Here is a 16124-nt window from a genome sequence, read left to right as displayed (position 1 = left end):
TCGTCAGAGGTTGTCAGCGTGGGGCGGCCGGATGCCTCGAAGGCGTGTCAGCCGTTGGATGACATCTTGCTTGTCATCGTTTGGATGACATGTTACAACGGGAGACAGGTGAAGCGCATTGGCCAGGCAGTAGTGCCTGAACCAACTGGAGGTGTTTCGCGATGTTGATGCGCACTGACCCGTTCCGCGAGCTCGACCGGCTCACCCAGCAGCTCATGGGCACGTCCGGCACCTGGTCGAGGCCCTCCCCGATGCCGATGGACGCATTCCGCGAGGGCGACGAGTATGTGATCGCCCTGGACCTCCCCGGGGTCTCCACGGACGCGATCGACATCGACGTCGAGCGGAACATGCTGACCGTCAAGGCCGAGCGCCGGCCGTTCGCCAAGGCCGACAGCGCACAGATGGAGCTCTCCGAGCGGCCATTGGGTGTCTTTTCCCGCCAGCTGATGCTGGCCGACACGCTGGACACGGAGCACATCAAGGCCGACTACGACGCGGGTGTCCTGACCCTGCGGATCCCGATCGCCGAGCGTGCCAAGCCCCGCAAGATCGCCATTGGCGGGGACACTGCGAAGAAGCAGATCCGCGGCTGAGCGGGACCGCGCGGAGGGCGGGAATGTGATCTCCCCGCCGGTCCCGCCCTCCGCGCTCCGACGAGAAGGAGGCAGCTGTGGCGCCCATGCGTTGGGAGGCGTTCCTGGCACAGGTCCAGGAGCGTGGCGAGTACGACTCACCACAGGAAGCGGAACGGGCGGCCCGCGTCGTCCTGGCACTGCTGGGTGCGCATCTGGTCGGCGAGGAACGGGCCGAGCTGGCCGCCGATTTGCCGGAGACCTTCGCCCTGATCCTGCTCAACCCGCTCCAGGCCGCCGAGCCGCTGGACCCCGAACGGTTCGTCCGCGCCACGGCGGCCTGGATCGAGGGCGCCACCGAGGAGACCGCCAAGTGGGATGTCGGCGCGGTGCTCAGCGTCGTCGCCGACGCCGCCGGCGAGGACCTCATGCAGCGCGTCCTGCTCCAACTGCCCCCGGGTTTCGACCTCCTTTTCGGCCACCCCCGGTCGGCATGACCACCCGGGGCCGCCTCCCCGCCGACGGGGAGGCGGCCCTTGTTTCAGGGCACGTCCCCGCCGCTCCGCCTCACCGAGCCGTCGCGGAAGGAGACACCGGCGGCTCACCGAACCCGTCGGCCGTCCGCCGGTTCGCCCGCTGCTCCGGAGCAGGCCGCTGAGTCCGTACGGACTTTGGGCCGGGCCGTACGTCGCGGAGCGGTGACCGGCCCGGGGCGCGTCGTGCGTGCCAGGCCCGCCAGGACGAGGGCGAGTGCCGTCAGGAGGGCGCTCACCCACAGCGGTGCGCGGTAGCCGAGGTCTGCGGTGAGCGCGGCGCCGCCGCACCATGGGCCGAGCGCCGCGCCCACGTTGAGCGCCGCCGTCGCGAATCCGCCGCCCAGGGCCGGTGCCCCGGTCGCCGCGTAGAGGACCTGCGAGACGAGGGTGGAGCCGACGGCGAACGACAGCGCCCCCTGGACGAAGAGGAGCACCAGGGTGGCCACGGGATTCCCGGCGGTGAGCGCACTCGTGATCCAGCCGGCGAGCAGGGCCGGTCCGCCGATCACCAGGAGGCGGACGGGCCGGGTGTCGGCCAGGCGGCCGCCGGTGCTGACCCCGGCGAACGCCCCCAGGCCGAAGAGCGCCAGAAGGGCGGGCACCCAGCCCTCCTCAAAACCGGTGACCTCGGTGACCAGCGGTGCGAGATAGGTGAGGGTGCAGAAGGTCGCGCCGTTCACCAGGGCGCCGAGGAGCAGCAGCACCACGAGCCGGGGGCTGCGCAGGGCGCGCAGTTCCGTGCGTGCGCGGGGACCGCCCTCGACGGACCGCGGGGCGGGGTCGGCCGGTACCGACCACAGGATCGCGAGGACGGCGGGTACCGAGACCAGGGCCACCGCCCAGAACGCCGAGCGCCAGCCCCACAGTTCACCGAGCAGCGCACCGGCGGGCACGCCCGCGACACACGCCATGGTGGTGCCCCCGAGCAGGACCGAGGTGGCGCGGCCCTTGGCGTCGGGGGCGGCCATCGAGGTCGCGGTCGCCAGCGCCACCGCCAGGAACCCGGCGTTGGCCAGCGCCGCGACGACCCGGGTGGCCAGCAGGACCCCGTAGTGGGGAGTGACCGCCCCGAGGACATGGACGAGCAGGAACGTGACCAGGAAGGTCAGCAGTGCGCGACGCCGGGACCAGCGCAGGCTCAGCAGCGCCATCAGCGGCGCGCCGATCACCATCCCCACGGCGAAGGCCGAGGTCAGCGCGCCGGCAGCGGCGATCGGGATATGGAGATCACGGGCGATGTCCGGGAGGAGGCCGGACAGCATGAACTCGGAGGTGCCTTGGGCGAAGACCGCAAGGCCGAGCAGATAGAGAACGAAGGGCACAGCAACACTCCGCAACCACAGAATGGATCGGCAAGGCGCGGTGGCAGGCACAGCGGTACCCGTGACGAGGTGAAGGAAGAGACCGTCCGGCCGGGCACGCGTGGCTACCGCGCGAGAACACCTGGGGCGTCAGAGAGGTGACGCACGATCAGGTGGGAATCAGCCCGTACTACGGCGATCCGGTGGCAGGGAAGTGTGCCGGGTGGCGACCGACAACGGGACGGCGCGACCGCGAGACAGCACAAGGAGCCACCGGACGACCGGTGGCTAGCGTCTTGACGCCTCGGGACTGGACATGCGGGCAGGTTAATCGAGGCGGCCGGCCCCGTCCACGCAATTCGGCGGCAGGCAGTCGGCGGCCGCACCGCCGACTGCCTCACTCCACCCCCTCAGCCGCGGGGTATCAGTGCGAAGACCTCGATCCAGAACCGCTGGGCCTCGCTCGATGCGCCCACCAGATAGGTGGAACGCAGCTTCGGCGGGAGCAGGGCGACCAGCCGGGCCACCTCTGCTTGATGCTGCTTCAGCTGGGACAACTCCGCGTTGGCCAGGGCCTGGTGGACCAGATCGCTGTCGTTCGAGCCCTCGCTGGACGCGCTTGCCGCCGTCCGCAGCCGCGCCTCCCAGGAGTCGACCTCCTGGGCCAGCTCTCGCAGACCGGTGACGGGGCGGTTGCTGAGCCGGTCGAGGAGGGCGGTCAGCGGCACGGGAGCGTATTCGCCGTCGCCGAGATAGACCGTGCCCATCTCCAGCGGCAGCCCGCGCTGGTGGAGCTTGATCAGCCGCTCGATGGTGCGCTTGGTGATCCAGGCCCGGCCGTCCTCGTCGATGTCGTGTTTCCACCACTCCAGGACCGTCTCGGCGACGGCACCGTACTTCGCGATCAGCCACTCGTTGGCCGGGATGTCGCTTGGTTCGAGGGTCAGCGAGGCGGTGAAGCGGGTCGCCTGCGCGATGTTGTTCCGGGCGACCAGGAGCTTGCGGCCGAGGTGGTACGGGGGGTTCTGCACCGCGATCTGCGCCCGCAGATTCTCGATCCGGCGCCCGGCCAGCGACCACTCCTGAGTGATCTCCATCAGCTTGGCGAACGCCGCCTTGTCCTTGGGGCGGTTGTACTCGTCCCAGACGATGGCCTTCGGCTCCGGACCCAGGAACGACCCGGACAGGAGATTGTCCAGTGAGCCGTCGGTGGTCGGGATCGGTGCGCAGAGGTCCTCGACATTGGTCACCGGCATCGAGAAATACAGCGGTTCGCGCCCGTCGAGGCCCGCACGGACGGTCTCGCGGACCAGCTCCGTCTTGCCGCACCCGGGCGGCCCCTGCAACAGCACCGACCAGCGGTTGCGCAGCGCCGCACGCACCACGGCGCGCACCGGATCGGGGATCGTGGCGGGATTGGCGGCGCCCACCGCCGCCGCGATCCGGTCCAGCACCTCGGTCGTACGGTCCTTGCCCGGCTTGCCGTTGTCCTTCTGCTCGGCCAGCCGCAGCCGTTCGCCATTGACCAGCGGCAGTCCCCAGCGCAGCGGGAAGCCCTCCCGGGCATTGGCGAGGATGTGGTCGAGGGTGCGCGGGGAGAGCAGCTCACGCAAGGCCGGGGCGAGGGTGGCCCAGAGGGTGAAGATCTCGCGCAGATTCCAGTCGTGGTACTTCGCCGCGAGCTGGTGCCGCCAGGACGTGTCATTGGCGGTGATCCGGATCGTCACCATGCGGTCCAGGACGGCCAGATCGCTGCGCCGGGCCGCCGTTTCCGCCAGCGATTCATTGTCCGTCAGGAAGACGCCGATGCAGCCCAGCTCCCGCAGGTCGTACTCGCCCAGCGTCCAGTTGCAGGCGATCTGCATCAGCTGCGACTGGATCGTCGCACCCGCCTGCAGCGAGTCGTCGATCAGCAGCACGAACGGCTTGCCGGGCCGCAGCTGGCTCATCACCAGCTGCCGCAGCACCAGTTCGCCGGTTCCGGCGTCGCGCACCGGCGCGTTGGCGAGCAGATCGTCCGGGGTGAGATTGGCGGCCGGCACGAAGACCAGCTCGGCATCGGGGTACGCCTTGGGCAGATGGGAGAAGAAGGTGGCCGTCTTGCCGATACCGTGCTCGCCGAAGATCTGGCCGGTCTGGCCCATGTCGATCATCGCGTCGATGAAGGACTCCAGCCGGGACACACCCGTCCAGCCCTCCGGGGGCTCGGGGTAGGTGGCGCTGGGCCGCCATCCCGCGGGACGGGCCGGCGGGGTCTGCGCGGTCGCCGCGGCCATCATGGGCGCCGCGGTCGGCGTGGTCGTGCTCATCGGTCTCCTGTCGTCACACGGTGGCAGGCCATCGGCGGGGTGTGGTGGTCGGGCCAGTCGTCTCCGCCCGACGTGATCAGCCAGATCCATTTGTCCGGCTCGGCGGGGGTGATGTGCGGGGCATGGCCGTCGGTGAGCATCACCACGGCGTCCGGTATCTCCTCGAAGCTGCGGCCGTCGACCGCCGTGCGGCCCTCGACGTAGTCGGCCACCGCCTGGAAGCTCGTGCCCCCGCCGCCGTACACCCGCTCACCGGGGCGGAACGGCATCACCACGCCGTCGAACGACAGCCAGTGGGCGGCCACCCCGTCGATCGCGCCCACCAGCTCCGTCAGCCAGTCGACCACCGAGTCGGGCATCGACCCCGAGGTGTCATACGCGATCACGAGGTTCTTCTCCCGGACCGGGCCGCGCCGCGACAGCATCGGATCGTGGCCCAGCGCGGCCAGCAGCGCACCGCGCTTCTTCGGATAGACCAGCCGCTCGCCCTCCCGCAGCTTGGACGCGAGGACATCGACCAGCCAGCGCTGCCACCAGTCGACCTTCCCCGTCCGCGGGGTCGCGCCGCGCAGCGCCCCCGCGCCCAGCCGCCCCCACACCCGGCTCGCATGCTCCGAGGTGCCGTCCGTACGGTCCATCAGATCGAGCAGCTCCCGCTCCGCGCCCGGGTGTCCGCGCCGCGCCGCCAGCAGGGTGTTGACCAGCGCGGAGGACACCGTCTCGTCGAGGGTCTGCTGATCGCCGTCCGCCGTCTCCGGGTCCGTCAGATGCACACAGGGCACCGCGGGGACGGGCGGCTGCCGCATGCGCTTGAGCTCGGAGAACACGGTCATGTCGGTCTCGACGAAGGCGTCGTAGCCAAGCGGTTCGAGCCCCTGGGCCGTCAGATCGGCGGCATACTCCCGATGGATCTCGCGCGGGTCGACCCCCGTGGGCCGGCCGTCGAGCTGCGGCAGCTCCTTGCGGCCGAGCCGTACCAGCGCGACATGGTTGATGGCGACCTCGGCGGCGAGGGTGAACACCGGGTCCTCGCGCAGCTCAGGGTCGGCGAACAGATGGCGGTGCACCAGATGCCGCGCCTCGTGGAAGAGGACGAACTTCACGCCCTCCAGGCCCAGTCGGACGAAGAAGTCGGGGTTGTAGAGCAGCGGACAGCTGCCGTCCCCGGAGGCCACGACGGCCGCGGTCGGCACGGCCGTCGTCGGGATCTGCTGGTGGCACTTCGCATAGATCCAGGACGCCACCACGGAATCCGTCAGCCCGAAATCCAGCAGCGCGGCTTCCTTCAGCCGCCGTGCCTCCGCGACCACTTCCGGCTCCGCCGGCCGCCAGCGCTCCAGCGCCCGCCGGTCGGTCAGGTCGACCACCGGCCGGTGCCCCGCCGTTGTCGTGTCGTACGCCATGTCCCGCCCCCGTTCTCCGCTGCCTCCTTTCGTATCAGGAGGCACTGACAACGGATCATGGCGGGAGGCGAACGAGGCGCGTGACGGCCGCGATCCGGCGGCAGCGGGACCGGTCCCGCTGCCGCCGGATCGCCGGCACCTGACTCAGCGGCCGCCGCGGTCCTTGCCCAGGAGTCCGGCCCGCCGCAGGGCGTCCGCCATCGCGTCGTTGGCCGGCCCGGCGTCGCGGCCGCCCCGGCGGTCCCCGCCGCGCAGACCGCCGCCGCCCTGCCGCTGCCGCGGCGCGCCGCCCCGGCCGCCCTCGCGCGCTCCGCCGCCGTTGCCGCCCCGGCGCTCGCCGCCACCGCGCCGCTCACCGCCGCCCGCCGACGCGCCCTTGCCGTGCTCGTCGTCCAGCCGCAGCGTCAGCGAGATCCGCTTCCGTGGAATGTCGACATCGAGCACCTTGACCCGCACGATGTCGCCCGGCTTCACCACGTCCCGCGGGTCCTTGACGAAGCTCTTCGACATCGCCGAGACATGGACCAGACCGTCCTGATGGACGCCCACATCCACGAACGCCCCGAAGGCGGCGACATTGGTCACCACGCCTTCCAGGAGCATCCCCGGCTGCAGATCGCCGATCTTCTCCACGCCCTCCTTGAAGGTCGCGGTCTTGAAGACCGGGCGCGGGTCGCGGCCCGGCTTCTCCAGCTCCTGCAGGATGTCGCTCACCGTCGGCAGACCGAAGGAGTCATCGACGAATTCCGCGGCTTTCAGGGAGCGCAGCACCGTCGTGTTGCCGATCAGCGAACCGACCTCGGTACCCGCCGACTTCACCATCCGGCGCACCACCGGGTACGCCTCGGGGTGCACGCTGGAGGCGTCCAGAGGGTCGTCGCCGCCCCGGATCCGCAGGAAGCCCGCGCACTGCTCGTACGCCTTCGGGCCGAGCCGCGCCACGTCCTTGAGGGCCTTGCGGGAGCGGAACGGGCCGTTGCTGTCCCGGTGCGCCACGATGTTCTCGGCGAGGCCGGAGCCGATGCCGGAGACCCGCGAAAGCAGCGGCGCCGACGCGGTGTTGACGTCCACCCCGACACCGTTCACACAGTCCTCGACCACCGCGTCCAGCGAACGCGACAGCTTCACCTCGGACAGATCGTGCTGGTACTGGCCCACACCGATCGACTTCGGGTCGATCTTGACCAGCTCGGCCAGCGGGTCCTGCAGCCGGCGGGCGATGGACACCGCGCCACGCAGCGACACATCCATGTCGGGCAGCTCCTGCGAGGCGAACGCGGAGGCGGAGTAGACCGAGGCACCGGCCTCGGACACCATCACCTTCGTCAGCTTCAGTTCCGGCTGGGCGGCGATCAGATCGGCCGCCAGCTTGTCGGTCTCGCGGGACGCGGTGCCGTTGCCGATCGCGATCAGCTCGACGTCGTGCTCGCGGGCCAGTTTCGCCAGCGTGGCCAGCGAGGCGTCCCACTTCTGCTGCGGCACATGGGGGTAGATGGTCTCCGTGGCGGCCACCTTGCCGGTCGCCTCCACGACGGCGACCTTCACGCCCGTACGGAAACCGGGGTCCAGGCCCATCGTGGCGCGCGTACCGGCGGGCGCCGCCAGCAGCAGATCGCGCAGATTCGACGCGAAGACCCGTACCGCCTCGTCCTCGGCGGCCTGCCGCAGCCGCAGCCGCAGATCGATCCCGAGGTGCACCTGGACGCGGGTGCGCCAGGCCCAGCGGACGGTGTCCTGCAGCCACTTGTCGGCCGGGCGGCCCCGGTCGGCGATGCCGAAGCGGTGCGCGATGGACTGCTCGTAGGAGCTCGGACCCTCGGTGGCCGCCGACGGGTCCTCCGGCTCCAGGGTGAGATCGAGGATCTCCTCCTTCTCGCCGCGGAACATCGCCAGCACCCGGTGCGAGGGAAGCTCGGTGAACGGCTCGGCGAAGTCGAAGTAGTCGGCGAACTTCGCGCCGTCCTCCTCCTTGCCCTCGCGCACCTTCGCCGCCACCCGCCCGCGCGACCACATCCGTTCGCGCAGCTCACCGATCAGATCCGCGTCCTCGCCGAACCGCTCGGTCAGGATGGCCCGCGCGCCCTCCAGGGCGGCGGCCGGATCGGCGACGCCCTTGCCGTCGTCCACGAACGCCGCGGCCGCCGCGGCCGGTTCCACCGACGGATCGCTCAGCAGCCCGTCGGCGAGCGGCTCCAGGCCCGCCTCCCGCGCGATCTGTGCCTTGGTACGCCGCTTGGGCTTGAACGGGAGGTAGATGTCCTCCAGCCGCGCCTTGGATTCGGCGCCGCGGATCTGCGCCTCCAAGGCGGCGTCCAGCTTGCCCTGGGACCGTACGGACTCCAGGATCGCACCCCGCCGCTCCTCCAGCTCCCGCAGATAGCGCAGCCGTTCCTCGAGCGAGCGCAGCTGCGCATCGTCGAGCATCTCGGTGGCTTCCTTGCGGTAGCGCGCGATGAACGGGACGGTCGAGCCCCCGTCGAGCAGTTCGACCGCGGCCTTCACCTGCCGCTCCTTGACGCCGAGCTCCCCGGCGATCCTCGCTTCGATGGTCCCGAGGGCCCCGATGGGCTCAGTGGATGCCGTCACGTTGATCCAGACCCGCCTTCCAGCGCTTGCTTGAGCCTGCATTGTGCCGGGTGGCGGGCCGGGCTGTCGCGCCGCCCAGCCGCCGGGGTGTCCCTGAAGTGCCCTCGTCCGCCCGGAAGCCGGGAGGGGCGCGGCGGACACCCCTGGCGCCGGGGCGCGCGACCGTCTACGCACACCCCGGCGCCCGCGGTGCGTCACTCCCCGGGGGAGTCCCGCGCACCGGAAGGCGTCACCACGCGCCGGATCACTTGCCGAACAGCGCCGCGGGGAACGCCCCGGCGTTCATGGCGGCGGTGGTGAAGCCGGTCGCCAGCTCGGTGAGCCGGGCCACGCCCTCGGCGCCCAGGTGCTCGTACGGGGCCCGGTCCAGCCGGTCGGTCTTCCGCTCCAGCTCCTTGCGCAGCAGGATTCCGGCCTCGGTCAGCTCGCCCGCTTCGTCCAGGAGCCCGCGCGAGCGCAGCCGCTCCTGCGCGTCCTGCCAGTCCTCCTCCGACCAGCCACGGGTCGCCAGGACGCCCTTGTGGCTCATGCCCCGGCCGCTGGCGGTGTGGGTGACCAGCGCCTCCAGCCCGTCCAGTTCGGCGTCCAGCAGCGCTATCAGGTGGCCGTCGCCGCGGTGTTCGCGCAGCAGCGTCGCGGCGTGCCAGTAGGCCAGGTGCGGGGCCTCTGGCACCGGCAGATCGGCGTGCGCGGCGTACAGCGGCCGGGCCCGGCGGGTGCAGGCCTCGGCGGCGCGCAGCGCCAGCTCCGCCGCCTCCGCCATCTCCGGCGACTCGACGGCCTCGGGGCCGAGGAGCCGGCGCAGCGTGGCGTCCGTGGCGCGCAGCCGGGCGTCCAGCACGTCCTGCGGCGTGGTGACCGTCCAGACGTGCGGGACGTGCTGGGCGATGAGCTCGTGCTTGAAGTTGTAGAAGGTGGCCGTGATGGTGCCGGGGCCCACGGCACCCATGGCCGCGCCACGACAGGCGAAGTAGGCGGCGCTGCGGTTGTCGAGGCCGAGCTTCGCCATCTCCTCGGACAGCTCCGGCGCGAAGTAGTGCGTGGAGTGGAAGGGGTTGACGACGTTGTGGCAGGTGCGGCCGGCCTTCTCGGGCAGTGCACTGGAAGAGGTCATGGAGGCAGGGTACCGACCCGTCGGTATGGGCAGATTCCAGGGGCCCCGGACGTCGGCCGTCCGGACGCCGCCGTCTTTCGATGGCAGGAAAGGTGGGTTTTCCGTCATTGCCGCCATCACCGCCGCTGGCCAGGATGGACGGTATGGAACAGCGCGATGTGCTCGTCGTTCTCTTCGACGGTGTGCAGGCCCTTGATGTCTGCGGACCGGTCGACGTCTTCAACGGTGCGGCCCAGGCGATGCCGGGCGCCTACCGGATCCGCACCGCCAGTCTTGACGGCGCCCCGGTCCGCACGACCAGCGGGCTGACGCTCGTTCCCGACCTCGCCCTCACCGCCGCCGCGGCGCCGCACACCCTGCTGGTCCCCGGCGGCCAGGGCACCCGTACCCCCGACCCCCGGCTGATCGACTGGCTGCGTGACCACGCCCCCCGCGCCCGCCGGAAGGTCTCGGTGTGCAGCGGAGCGCTGCTGCTGGCCGAGGCCGGGCTGCTGGACGGCCGCCGGGCGACCACCCACTGGATGCTCTGCGGCACCCTCGCCGAGCGCTTCCCCGCGGTCCGGGTCGAACCCGAGCCGATCTATGTACGGGACGGCGACCTGGCCACCTCCGCGGGCGTGACGGCCGGTATCGACCTGGCGCTGGCCCTGGTGGAGGAGGACCTCGGCCGGGACCTCGCGCTGACCATCGCCCGGCACCTGGTCGTCTTTCTGCGGCGGCCGGGCAACCAGACCCAGTTCAGTGCCCAGCTCGCCGCCCAGACCGCACAGCGCCGGCCGCTGCGCGACGTCCAGCAGTGGATCACCGAGCACCCGGAGGCGGACCTCTCCGTCGACGCACTCGCCGAGCGCGCGAGGCTCTCCCCACGGCACTTCGCCCGGGCGTTCCGCGAGGAGACCGGCATGACACCGGGTCGCTATGTCGACAGGGTCCGGCTGGAGGCCGCCCGCCGGTGCCTGGAGGACACCGCCGACGGCATCGAGCAGGTGGCGCGCCGCTGCGGCTACGGCACCCCCGAGGCGATGCGCCGCGCCTTCCTCCGCGTCCTGGGCGCCTCCCCGGCCGAATACCGCCGCCGCTTCCAGCCGGCCGGACCACCCGTACCCACCGCTTGAACCGCGCCGGCCGCCACGTACCCACGGCGCCGGCACCACCCACCGACGACAGGAATCCGGACATGCAGCTCGCGATCCTTCTCTACGACCGCTTCACCACGCTGGACGCCATCGGCCCCTACGACACCCTCAGCCGGCTGCCGGGAGCGGAGGCGGTGTTCGTCGGCGAGCGCACCGGCCCGTACCGCAGCGACCTCGGGTCGCTCGGGCTGGTCGCCGACGCCACGCTCGCCGAGGTCACCGCGCCGGACATCCTCGTCGTGCCCGGCGGCCCGGGGCAGCTCGCGCACATGACGGACGGCCCGCTGCAGGAGTGGATCCGCGCCGTGGACGCCCACACCACCTGGACCACCTCGGTGTGCACCGGCTCGCTGATCCTCGGCGCCGCCGGTCTCCTCAAGGGGCGCCGGGCGACGTCCCACTGGCTGGCACTGGACCAGCTGCCCGGTCTCGGCGCCGAGCCGACCGGGGAGCGGGTGGTCTTCGACGGCAAGTACGTCACGGCGGCCGGCGTCTCGGCCGGTATCGACATGGGACTGACGCTGGCCGGCCGGATCGCCGGGGACACCGCGGCGCAGACGATCCAGCTCGGCATCGAGTACGACCCCCGGCCGCCCTACGACGCGGGCTCCCCGGACAAGGCCCCGGCCGAGGTCGTCGCGGCGCTGCGGGGGCTCAGCCGCTTCGTGCTGACAGGCGAGGAGTAGGGGCGGGCCGGCCGCCGCCACCCCTGGCCCGCGGCCTCAGCCCGTGGGCCAGGTGAAGCGCGGCGCCCTGCGCTCCAGGAAGGCGGCGGCACCCTCCGCGGTGTCGCCGCTCGCGCGCGCCTGAGCGGCCCAGTACGCGCCGCGCTCCTCGGCCTCGGCAGGCGGTACGTCCCAGGTCCCGTTGGCCAGTTCCTTCGCCGCGGTCTGGGTCAGCAGCGACCGGCTCGCGAGAACGGCGGAGAACTCCGCCACCCGCTTGCCCAGCGCGCCCTCGGCCAGCACCTCGTCCACCAGGCCGGTCCGCAGCGCCCGCGCACAGTCGATCAACTCCCCGGAGAACAACAGGTACTTGGCGGCGGAGAGCCCGACCAGCCGGACCAGCCGCCGGGTCGCGGACGCCGGATAGGCCACCGCGAGCTTGGCCGGTGTCACCCCGAACAGCGCGCCCTCCTCTGCGAACCGCAGATCACAGGCGGCCGCCAACTGGGCGCCGCCCCCCACGCAGTAGCCGCGTATCGCCGCCAGCGTCGGCCCGGGGAACGCTGCCAGCGCCTCCTCGGCCGCCACCGCCAGGCCCTGCGACTCGGCGGCCCCCTCGCGCAGCGCCCCGATGTCGGCGCCCGCGCAGAAGGTCCCGCCCTCGCCGGTCAGCACCAGCGACCGGACGGCGCGATCGCCCGCCAGCCGCTCCAGCAGCGGCGGCAGATCCCGCCACATCTGCACCGTCATCGCATTCCGCTTGCCGGTATTGCTGATGGTGACGGTCGCTGTGCCGTCGCTGACATGCGTCTTCAGACCGGGTTCCATGCCCCGGATATTAGAGCGACCGCCGGGACCCGGCCGGATACGATCGGCGGTCTGATGTCAGCAACTCTCGTCGCCAAAGACCTCGCCGCCGGCCACGGCGAGCGCGTCCTGTTCTCCGGCCTCGATCTGGTCGTCGCCCCCGGGGATGTGATCGGCCTCGTCGGCGCCAACGGGGCGGGCAAGTCCACGCTGCTGCGCCTGCTGGCCGGCCTGGACACCCCGGAGGAGGGCACCCTCGCCCTCGGCCCGCCCACCGCCACCGTCGGCCATCTCCCCCAGGAGCCCGACCGCCGTCCCGGAGAGACCGTACGGGCCTTCCTCGCCCGTCGCACCGGCGTCACCGACGCCCAGCTCGCCCTGGACACCGCCACCCAGGCGCTGGTCGAGGAGCAGCCCGGCGCGGACGACGCCTACGCCACCGCGCTGGAGCGCTGGCTGTCACTGGGCGCCGCCGACCTCGACGAGCGCGCCGAGGAGACCGCGGCCCAGCTCGGCCTGACCATCGGCCTCGACCAGCCGATGACCACGCTCTCAGGCGGCCAGGCCGCCCGCGCCTCGCTCGCCTCCCTGCTGCTGTCCCGCTACGACATCTTCCTGCTGGACGAGCCGACCAACGACCTCGACCTGGACGGCCTCGGCCGGCTGGAATCCTTCGTCACCGGGCTGCGCGCCGGCACCGTTCTGGTCAGCCACGACCGCGAGTTCCTGACCCGCACGGTCACCCGCGTCGTCGAACTCGACCTGGCCCAGCAGCAGGTCAACACCTACGGCGGCGGCTACACCTCCTACCTGGAGGAGCGCGAGCGGGCCCGGCGCCATGCGCGGGAGCAGTACGAGGAGTACGCCGACACCAAGGCCGCTCTGGAGACCCGCGCGCACACCCAGCGCAACTGGATGGAGAAGGGCGTCAAGAACGCCCGCCGCAAGGCACCGGACAACGACAAGATCGGCCGCAAGGCCCGGGTGGAGGCCACCGAGAAGCAGGCCGCCAAGGCCAAGCAGACCCAGCGCCTGATCGAGCGTCTCGATGTCGTCGAGGAGCCGCGCAAGGAGTGGGAGCTGCGGATGGAGATCGCCGCCGCGCCCCGGGCCGGCGCGGTCGTGGCCACGCTGCGCGGTGCCGGCCTGCGGCGCGGCGACTTCCGCTTCGGCCCGGTGGACCTGCAGATCGACTGGGCGGACCGGGTCGCCATCACCGGCCCCAACGGCTCCGGCAAGTCCACTCTGCTCGCCGCCCTCCTCGGCCGGCTCCCGCTGGACGCCGGGCAGGCGGCACTCGGCCCCGGGGTGGTGGTCGGCGAGGTCGACCAGGCACGCGGGCTGTTCTTCGGCGACGATCCGCTGATGGACGCCTTCCGGGCCTCCGTACCGGATCTGTCGCCCGCCGATGTGCGCACCCTGCTCGCGAAGTTCGGGCTGAAGGCGTCGCATGTGCTGCGCCCGGCGCGCACGCTTTCGCCGGGGGAGCGGACCCGGGCCGCGCTGGCCCTCCTCCAGGGCCGCGGGGTCAACCTCCTCGTCCTGGACGAGCCGACCAACCATCTCGACCTGCCCGCCATCGAACAGCTGGAGTCCGCGCTCGCCTCCTATCCGGGCACCCTGCTGCTGGTCACACACGACCGCCGGATGCTCGACGCGGTGCACACCACCCGCCGTATCGAGGTCGACGGCGGACGGATCACCGACCGGGCGGTGTGAGGACACCGGGACCGGCGGCCCGCGGCACCCGTCGTGATTATCGATTTGGCCCTGGGGCCGCCGACCCGTACTGTGGTGTTCACCGACGCGGGGTGGAGCAGCTCGGTAGCTCGCTGGGCTCATAACCCAGAGGTCGCAGGTTCAAATCCTGTCCCCGCTACTGAAGACAGAACAGCAGGTCCGGTGCTCAGGCACCGGGCCTGCTGTTCTTCGTGGCCCCGCGGACCGTACGGCGGTCCCTGCGCGGCAGCCCGCGAACGCGGCACAAAGGGAACAGGTCCGGTCTCCGGGCCGCGCCAACCACTCGGAATCGGCCATAAGTCGTCGATAGGTGCTGACTTATGTTCAGCAGGCCGGTCCGGACCAATGCATTCCCAACACTCTTCCTGTGAGGATGCCTTCCGGACCCCCTGCAGAACCCCCCGAAGAGCTGACCTCCCCGCTCGCGTACGAAGGTGTCTGGCGGTTCACCGCCCCGGCACTGGAAGCCTCGGTGCCGCAGGCACGGCACGCGGTCCGGGATCTGCTCGCCGAACAGTGTGTGCCCGTCGCCGCCGCGATCATGGACGGCCTGCTGCTCATCGTCTCCGAACTCGTCACCAACGCCGTCCGGCACGCCGCCCTGCTCTCGCCCCAGATCGCCGTACAGGTCACCCTCGGGGCGAACTGGCTACGGGTCGCGGTCGAGGACGACCACCCCTACCGCCCCAAGGCACTGGAGGCGGATCAGGGTGATCTCGGCGGCCGCGGACTGTGGCTGGTCAAAACGCTCACCGCGGAGGTGGGCGGCAAATGCGGGGTGGAGCACACGGGGAACGGCGGCAAGGCCATCTGGGCCGAGCTGCCGCTCACCCCGCCGGTTACCAGCCCGCCGCTCCTCCTGTGAGCTCGCGCACCGCCGGACGCGCCGCATCCAGCACGGTCATGAACCATGCGGAGAACGGTGCCTCGGCATGCCGCTCGGCCAGCTCCTCCGGCGTCACGAAGGCCGTCTCGCCGATCTCCTCGGGGTCGGGCGCCGGCTCGGCCCGCACCAGCCCGACGAACAGGTGGTTGTACTCCTGCTCCACGAGGCCGGACGCCGGGTCGGGGTGGTTGTAGCGGACCGTGCCGGCCTCGGCCAGCAGCGAGGGCGCCAGGCCCAGCTCCTCCGCGGTCCGGCGGGCGGCGGCCGCGAACGGCGCCTCGCCGGGGTACGGATGTCCGCAGCAGGTGTTGGACCACACACCGGGGGAGTGGTACTTCCCCAGCGCCCGGCGCTGCAGCAGCAGCCGGCCCTTCTCGTCGAAGAGGAAGACCGAGAAGGCCCGGTGCAGCTGCCCGGGGGGCTGGTGGGCCGCGAGCTTCTCCGCGGTGCCGATCGTCGTACCGTCCTCGTCGACCAGCTCCAGCATGATCGGTTCGGCGGTGCCGCCCGGTGTGCTCACCGCCGGGTCCCCGGCGGTCTGTCCGTTGGCAGGTGTGATCGGCATGCCCATCCTTGTCGTCGGTCTTCGACGCCAAGTCTGCCCTAGCCGGGTCCGCATCACCGGCACAGTGGGTGCGCGGCGCCACATGCCAGCGCGCCGGTCAGCGAGCGCGCCCGCCGTGAGATGGTCCACACCCGCCGTCGCGCGCTCCGTCCCCGACGCGGCGGGTGCCGCGCGGCGCGGTGCCGGAACCGGTGGACGGCGACCGCCCCCGGACCTGGGATGGCTCTCACCACACCGGCACCGGCACAACCCGCCCGCCCCGTGACCAGCCCTCTCATAACCGGCACCGGATCGGGTCCCGGGCTCCCCGGCCAGTTGTTCATGCACCGCCCGATCCACCATGATGATCGCGGCAGGCGCAGCCGTCGGTCACTCGATCGTGCGGTGAATGCGCGGTGAACGGCCGCATCCGGCGATCCGATAGCCTCTGCCGACGTGCCACCCGGCCCTCCCAGGGGCGAGGTGTGCCACGCCCGCTGCCCGGGTAGTTCGTATCGAATG

13 protein-coding genes and 1 tRNA gene are annotated in these 16124 nt (G+C 71.7%); 7 read left to right on the top strand and 7 right to left on the bottom strand.

Features of this window, described 5'->3' with window-relative positions; translation table 11 throughout:
• The first annotated feature begins 161 nt into the window (after nucleotides 1–161).
• Nucleotides 162–596 (top strand): Hsp20/alpha crystallin family protein, encoded by a 435-nt coding sequence (locus STRNI_RS06965; protein ID WP_159485031.1) that lies wholly within the window; start codon nucleotides 162–164, stop codon nucleotides 594–596.
• An 86-nt stretch (nucleotides 597–682) separates the two neighbouring features.
• Complete coding sequence (locus STRNI_RS06960) at nucleotides 683–1072, top strand: DUF2267 domain-containing protein (RefSeq protein ID WP_018090609.1); 390 nt, start codon at nucleotides 683–685, stop codon at nucleotides 1070–1072.
• Nucleotides 1073–1176: 104 nt separating this feature from the next.
• On the opposite strand, the gene STRNI_RS06955 is transcribed toward STRNI_RS06960, so the two are convergent.
• From STRNI_RS06955 to STRNI_RS06935, 5 genes are all read right to left on the bottom strand, one after another.
• Entirely contained in the window at nucleotides 1177–2433 is a 1257-nt protein-coding gene (locus STRNI_RS06955; RefSeq protein ID WP_159485029.1) for a Cmx/CmrA family chloramphenicol efflux MFS transporter, read from the bottom strand.
• Between the two features lie 389 nt (nucleotides 2434–2822).
• Complete coding sequence (locus tag STRNI_RS06950; protein WP_018090611.1) at nucleotides 2823–4721, bottom strand: AAA family ATPase; 1899 nt, start codon at nucleotides 4719–4721, stop codon at nucleotides 2823–2825.
• Nucleotides 4718–6124, bottom strand: coding sequence for a vWA domain-containing protein (locus STRNI_RS06945; protein WP_266443942.1), 1407 nt, complete (start codon nucleotides 6122–6124; stop codon nucleotides 4718–4720). Before STRNI_RS06945 ends, STRNI_RS06950 begins: the two co-directional genes overlap by 4 nt.
• Before the next feature lie 144 nt (nucleotides 6125–6268).
• Complete coding sequence (locus STRNI_RS06940; RefSeq protein WP_277410748.1) at nucleotides 6269–8710, bottom strand: Tex family protein; 2442 nt, start codon at nucleotides 8708–8710, stop codon at nucleotides 6269–6271.
• A 244-nt stretch (nucleotides 8711–8954) separates the two neighbouring features.
• Nucleotides 8955–9824 carry an SCO6745 family protein gene (locus STRNI_RS06935; RefSeq protein ID WP_274739261.1) on the bottom strand — a complete coding sequence of 290 codons (870 nt, stop codon included), beginning with the start codon at nucleotides 9822–9824 and terminating at the stop codon, nucleotides 8955–8957.
• Between the two features lie 143 nt (nucleotides 9825–9967).
• Here STRNI_RS06935 and STRNI_RS06930 point away from each other — a divergent pair, with 143 nt between their 5' ends.
• Both STRNI_RS06930 and STRNI_RS06925 read left to right on the top strand, forming a co-directional pair.
• A complete protein-coding gene (locus tag STRNI_RS06930) occupies nucleotides 9968–10939 on the top strand; it encodes a GlxA family transcriptional regulator (RefSeq protein ID WP_018090615.1) in 972 nt (323 codons plus the stop codon).
• 62 nt (nucleotides 10940–11001) lie between these two features.
• Nucleotides 11002–11646, top strand: coding sequence for a DJ-1/PfpI family protein (locus STRNI_RS06925; RefSeq protein ID WP_018090616.1), 645 nt, complete (start codon nucleotides 11002–11004; stop codon nucleotides 11644–11646).
• Between the two features lie 36 nt (nucleotides 11647–11682).
• Here STRNI_RS06925 and STRNI_RS06920 read toward each other — a convergent pair whose 3' ends face one another.
• Nucleotides 11683–12453: an enoyl-CoA hydratase/isomerase family protein gene (locus tag STRNI_RS06920; protein ID WP_018090617.1), complete on the bottom strand. Its 771-nt coding sequence runs from the start codon at nucleotides 12451–12453 to the stop codon at nucleotides 11683–11685.
• Nucleotides 12454–12507: 54 nt separating this feature from the next.
• Between STRNI_RS06920 and STRNI_RS06915 the strand changes: the two genes are divergently transcribed.
• From STRNI_RS06915 to STRNI_RS06905, 3 genes are all read left to right on the top strand, one after another.
• Entirely contained in the window at nucleotides 12508–14151 is a 1644-nt protein-coding gene (locus STRNI_RS06915) for an ABC-F family ATP-binding cassette domain-containing protein (RefSeq protein ID WP_277410747.1), read from the top strand.
• Nucleotides 14152–14237: 86 nt separating this feature from the next.
• Nucleotides 14238–14311: transfer RNA gene (locus STRNI_RS06910), tRNA-Met, on the top strand.
• A gap of 234 nt (nucleotides 14312–14545) precedes the next feature.
• The gene (locus STRNI_RS06905; protein WP_018090619.1) at nucleotides 14546–15037 is read left to right on the top strand and encodes an ATP-binding protein; all 492 of its coding nucleotides are present in this window, start codon (nucleotides 14546–14548) and stop codon (nucleotides 15035–15037) included.
• Here the strand turns inward: STRNI_RS06905 and idi are convergent.
• A complete protein-coding gene (idi, locus tag STRNI_RS06900; RefSeq protein WP_018090620.1) occupies nucleotides 15012–15623 on the bottom strand; it encodes an isopentenyl-diphosphate Delta-isomerase in 612 nt (203 codons plus the stop codon). The two genes, STRNI_RS06905 and idi, sit on opposite strands and share 26 nt — an antisense overlap.
• Nucleotides 15624–16124 lie beyond the last annotated feature (501 nt).

Source organism: Streptomyces nigrescens, from assembly GCF_027626975.1.
GTDB classification, from domain to species: domain Bacteria; phylum Actinomycetota; class Actinomycetes; order Streptomycetales; family Streptomycetaceae; genus Streptomyces; species Streptomyces nigrescens.
The sequence above is the reverse complement of the archived record's forward strand: the minus strand, read 5'-3'. Positions and strand labels throughout refer to the sequence as shown.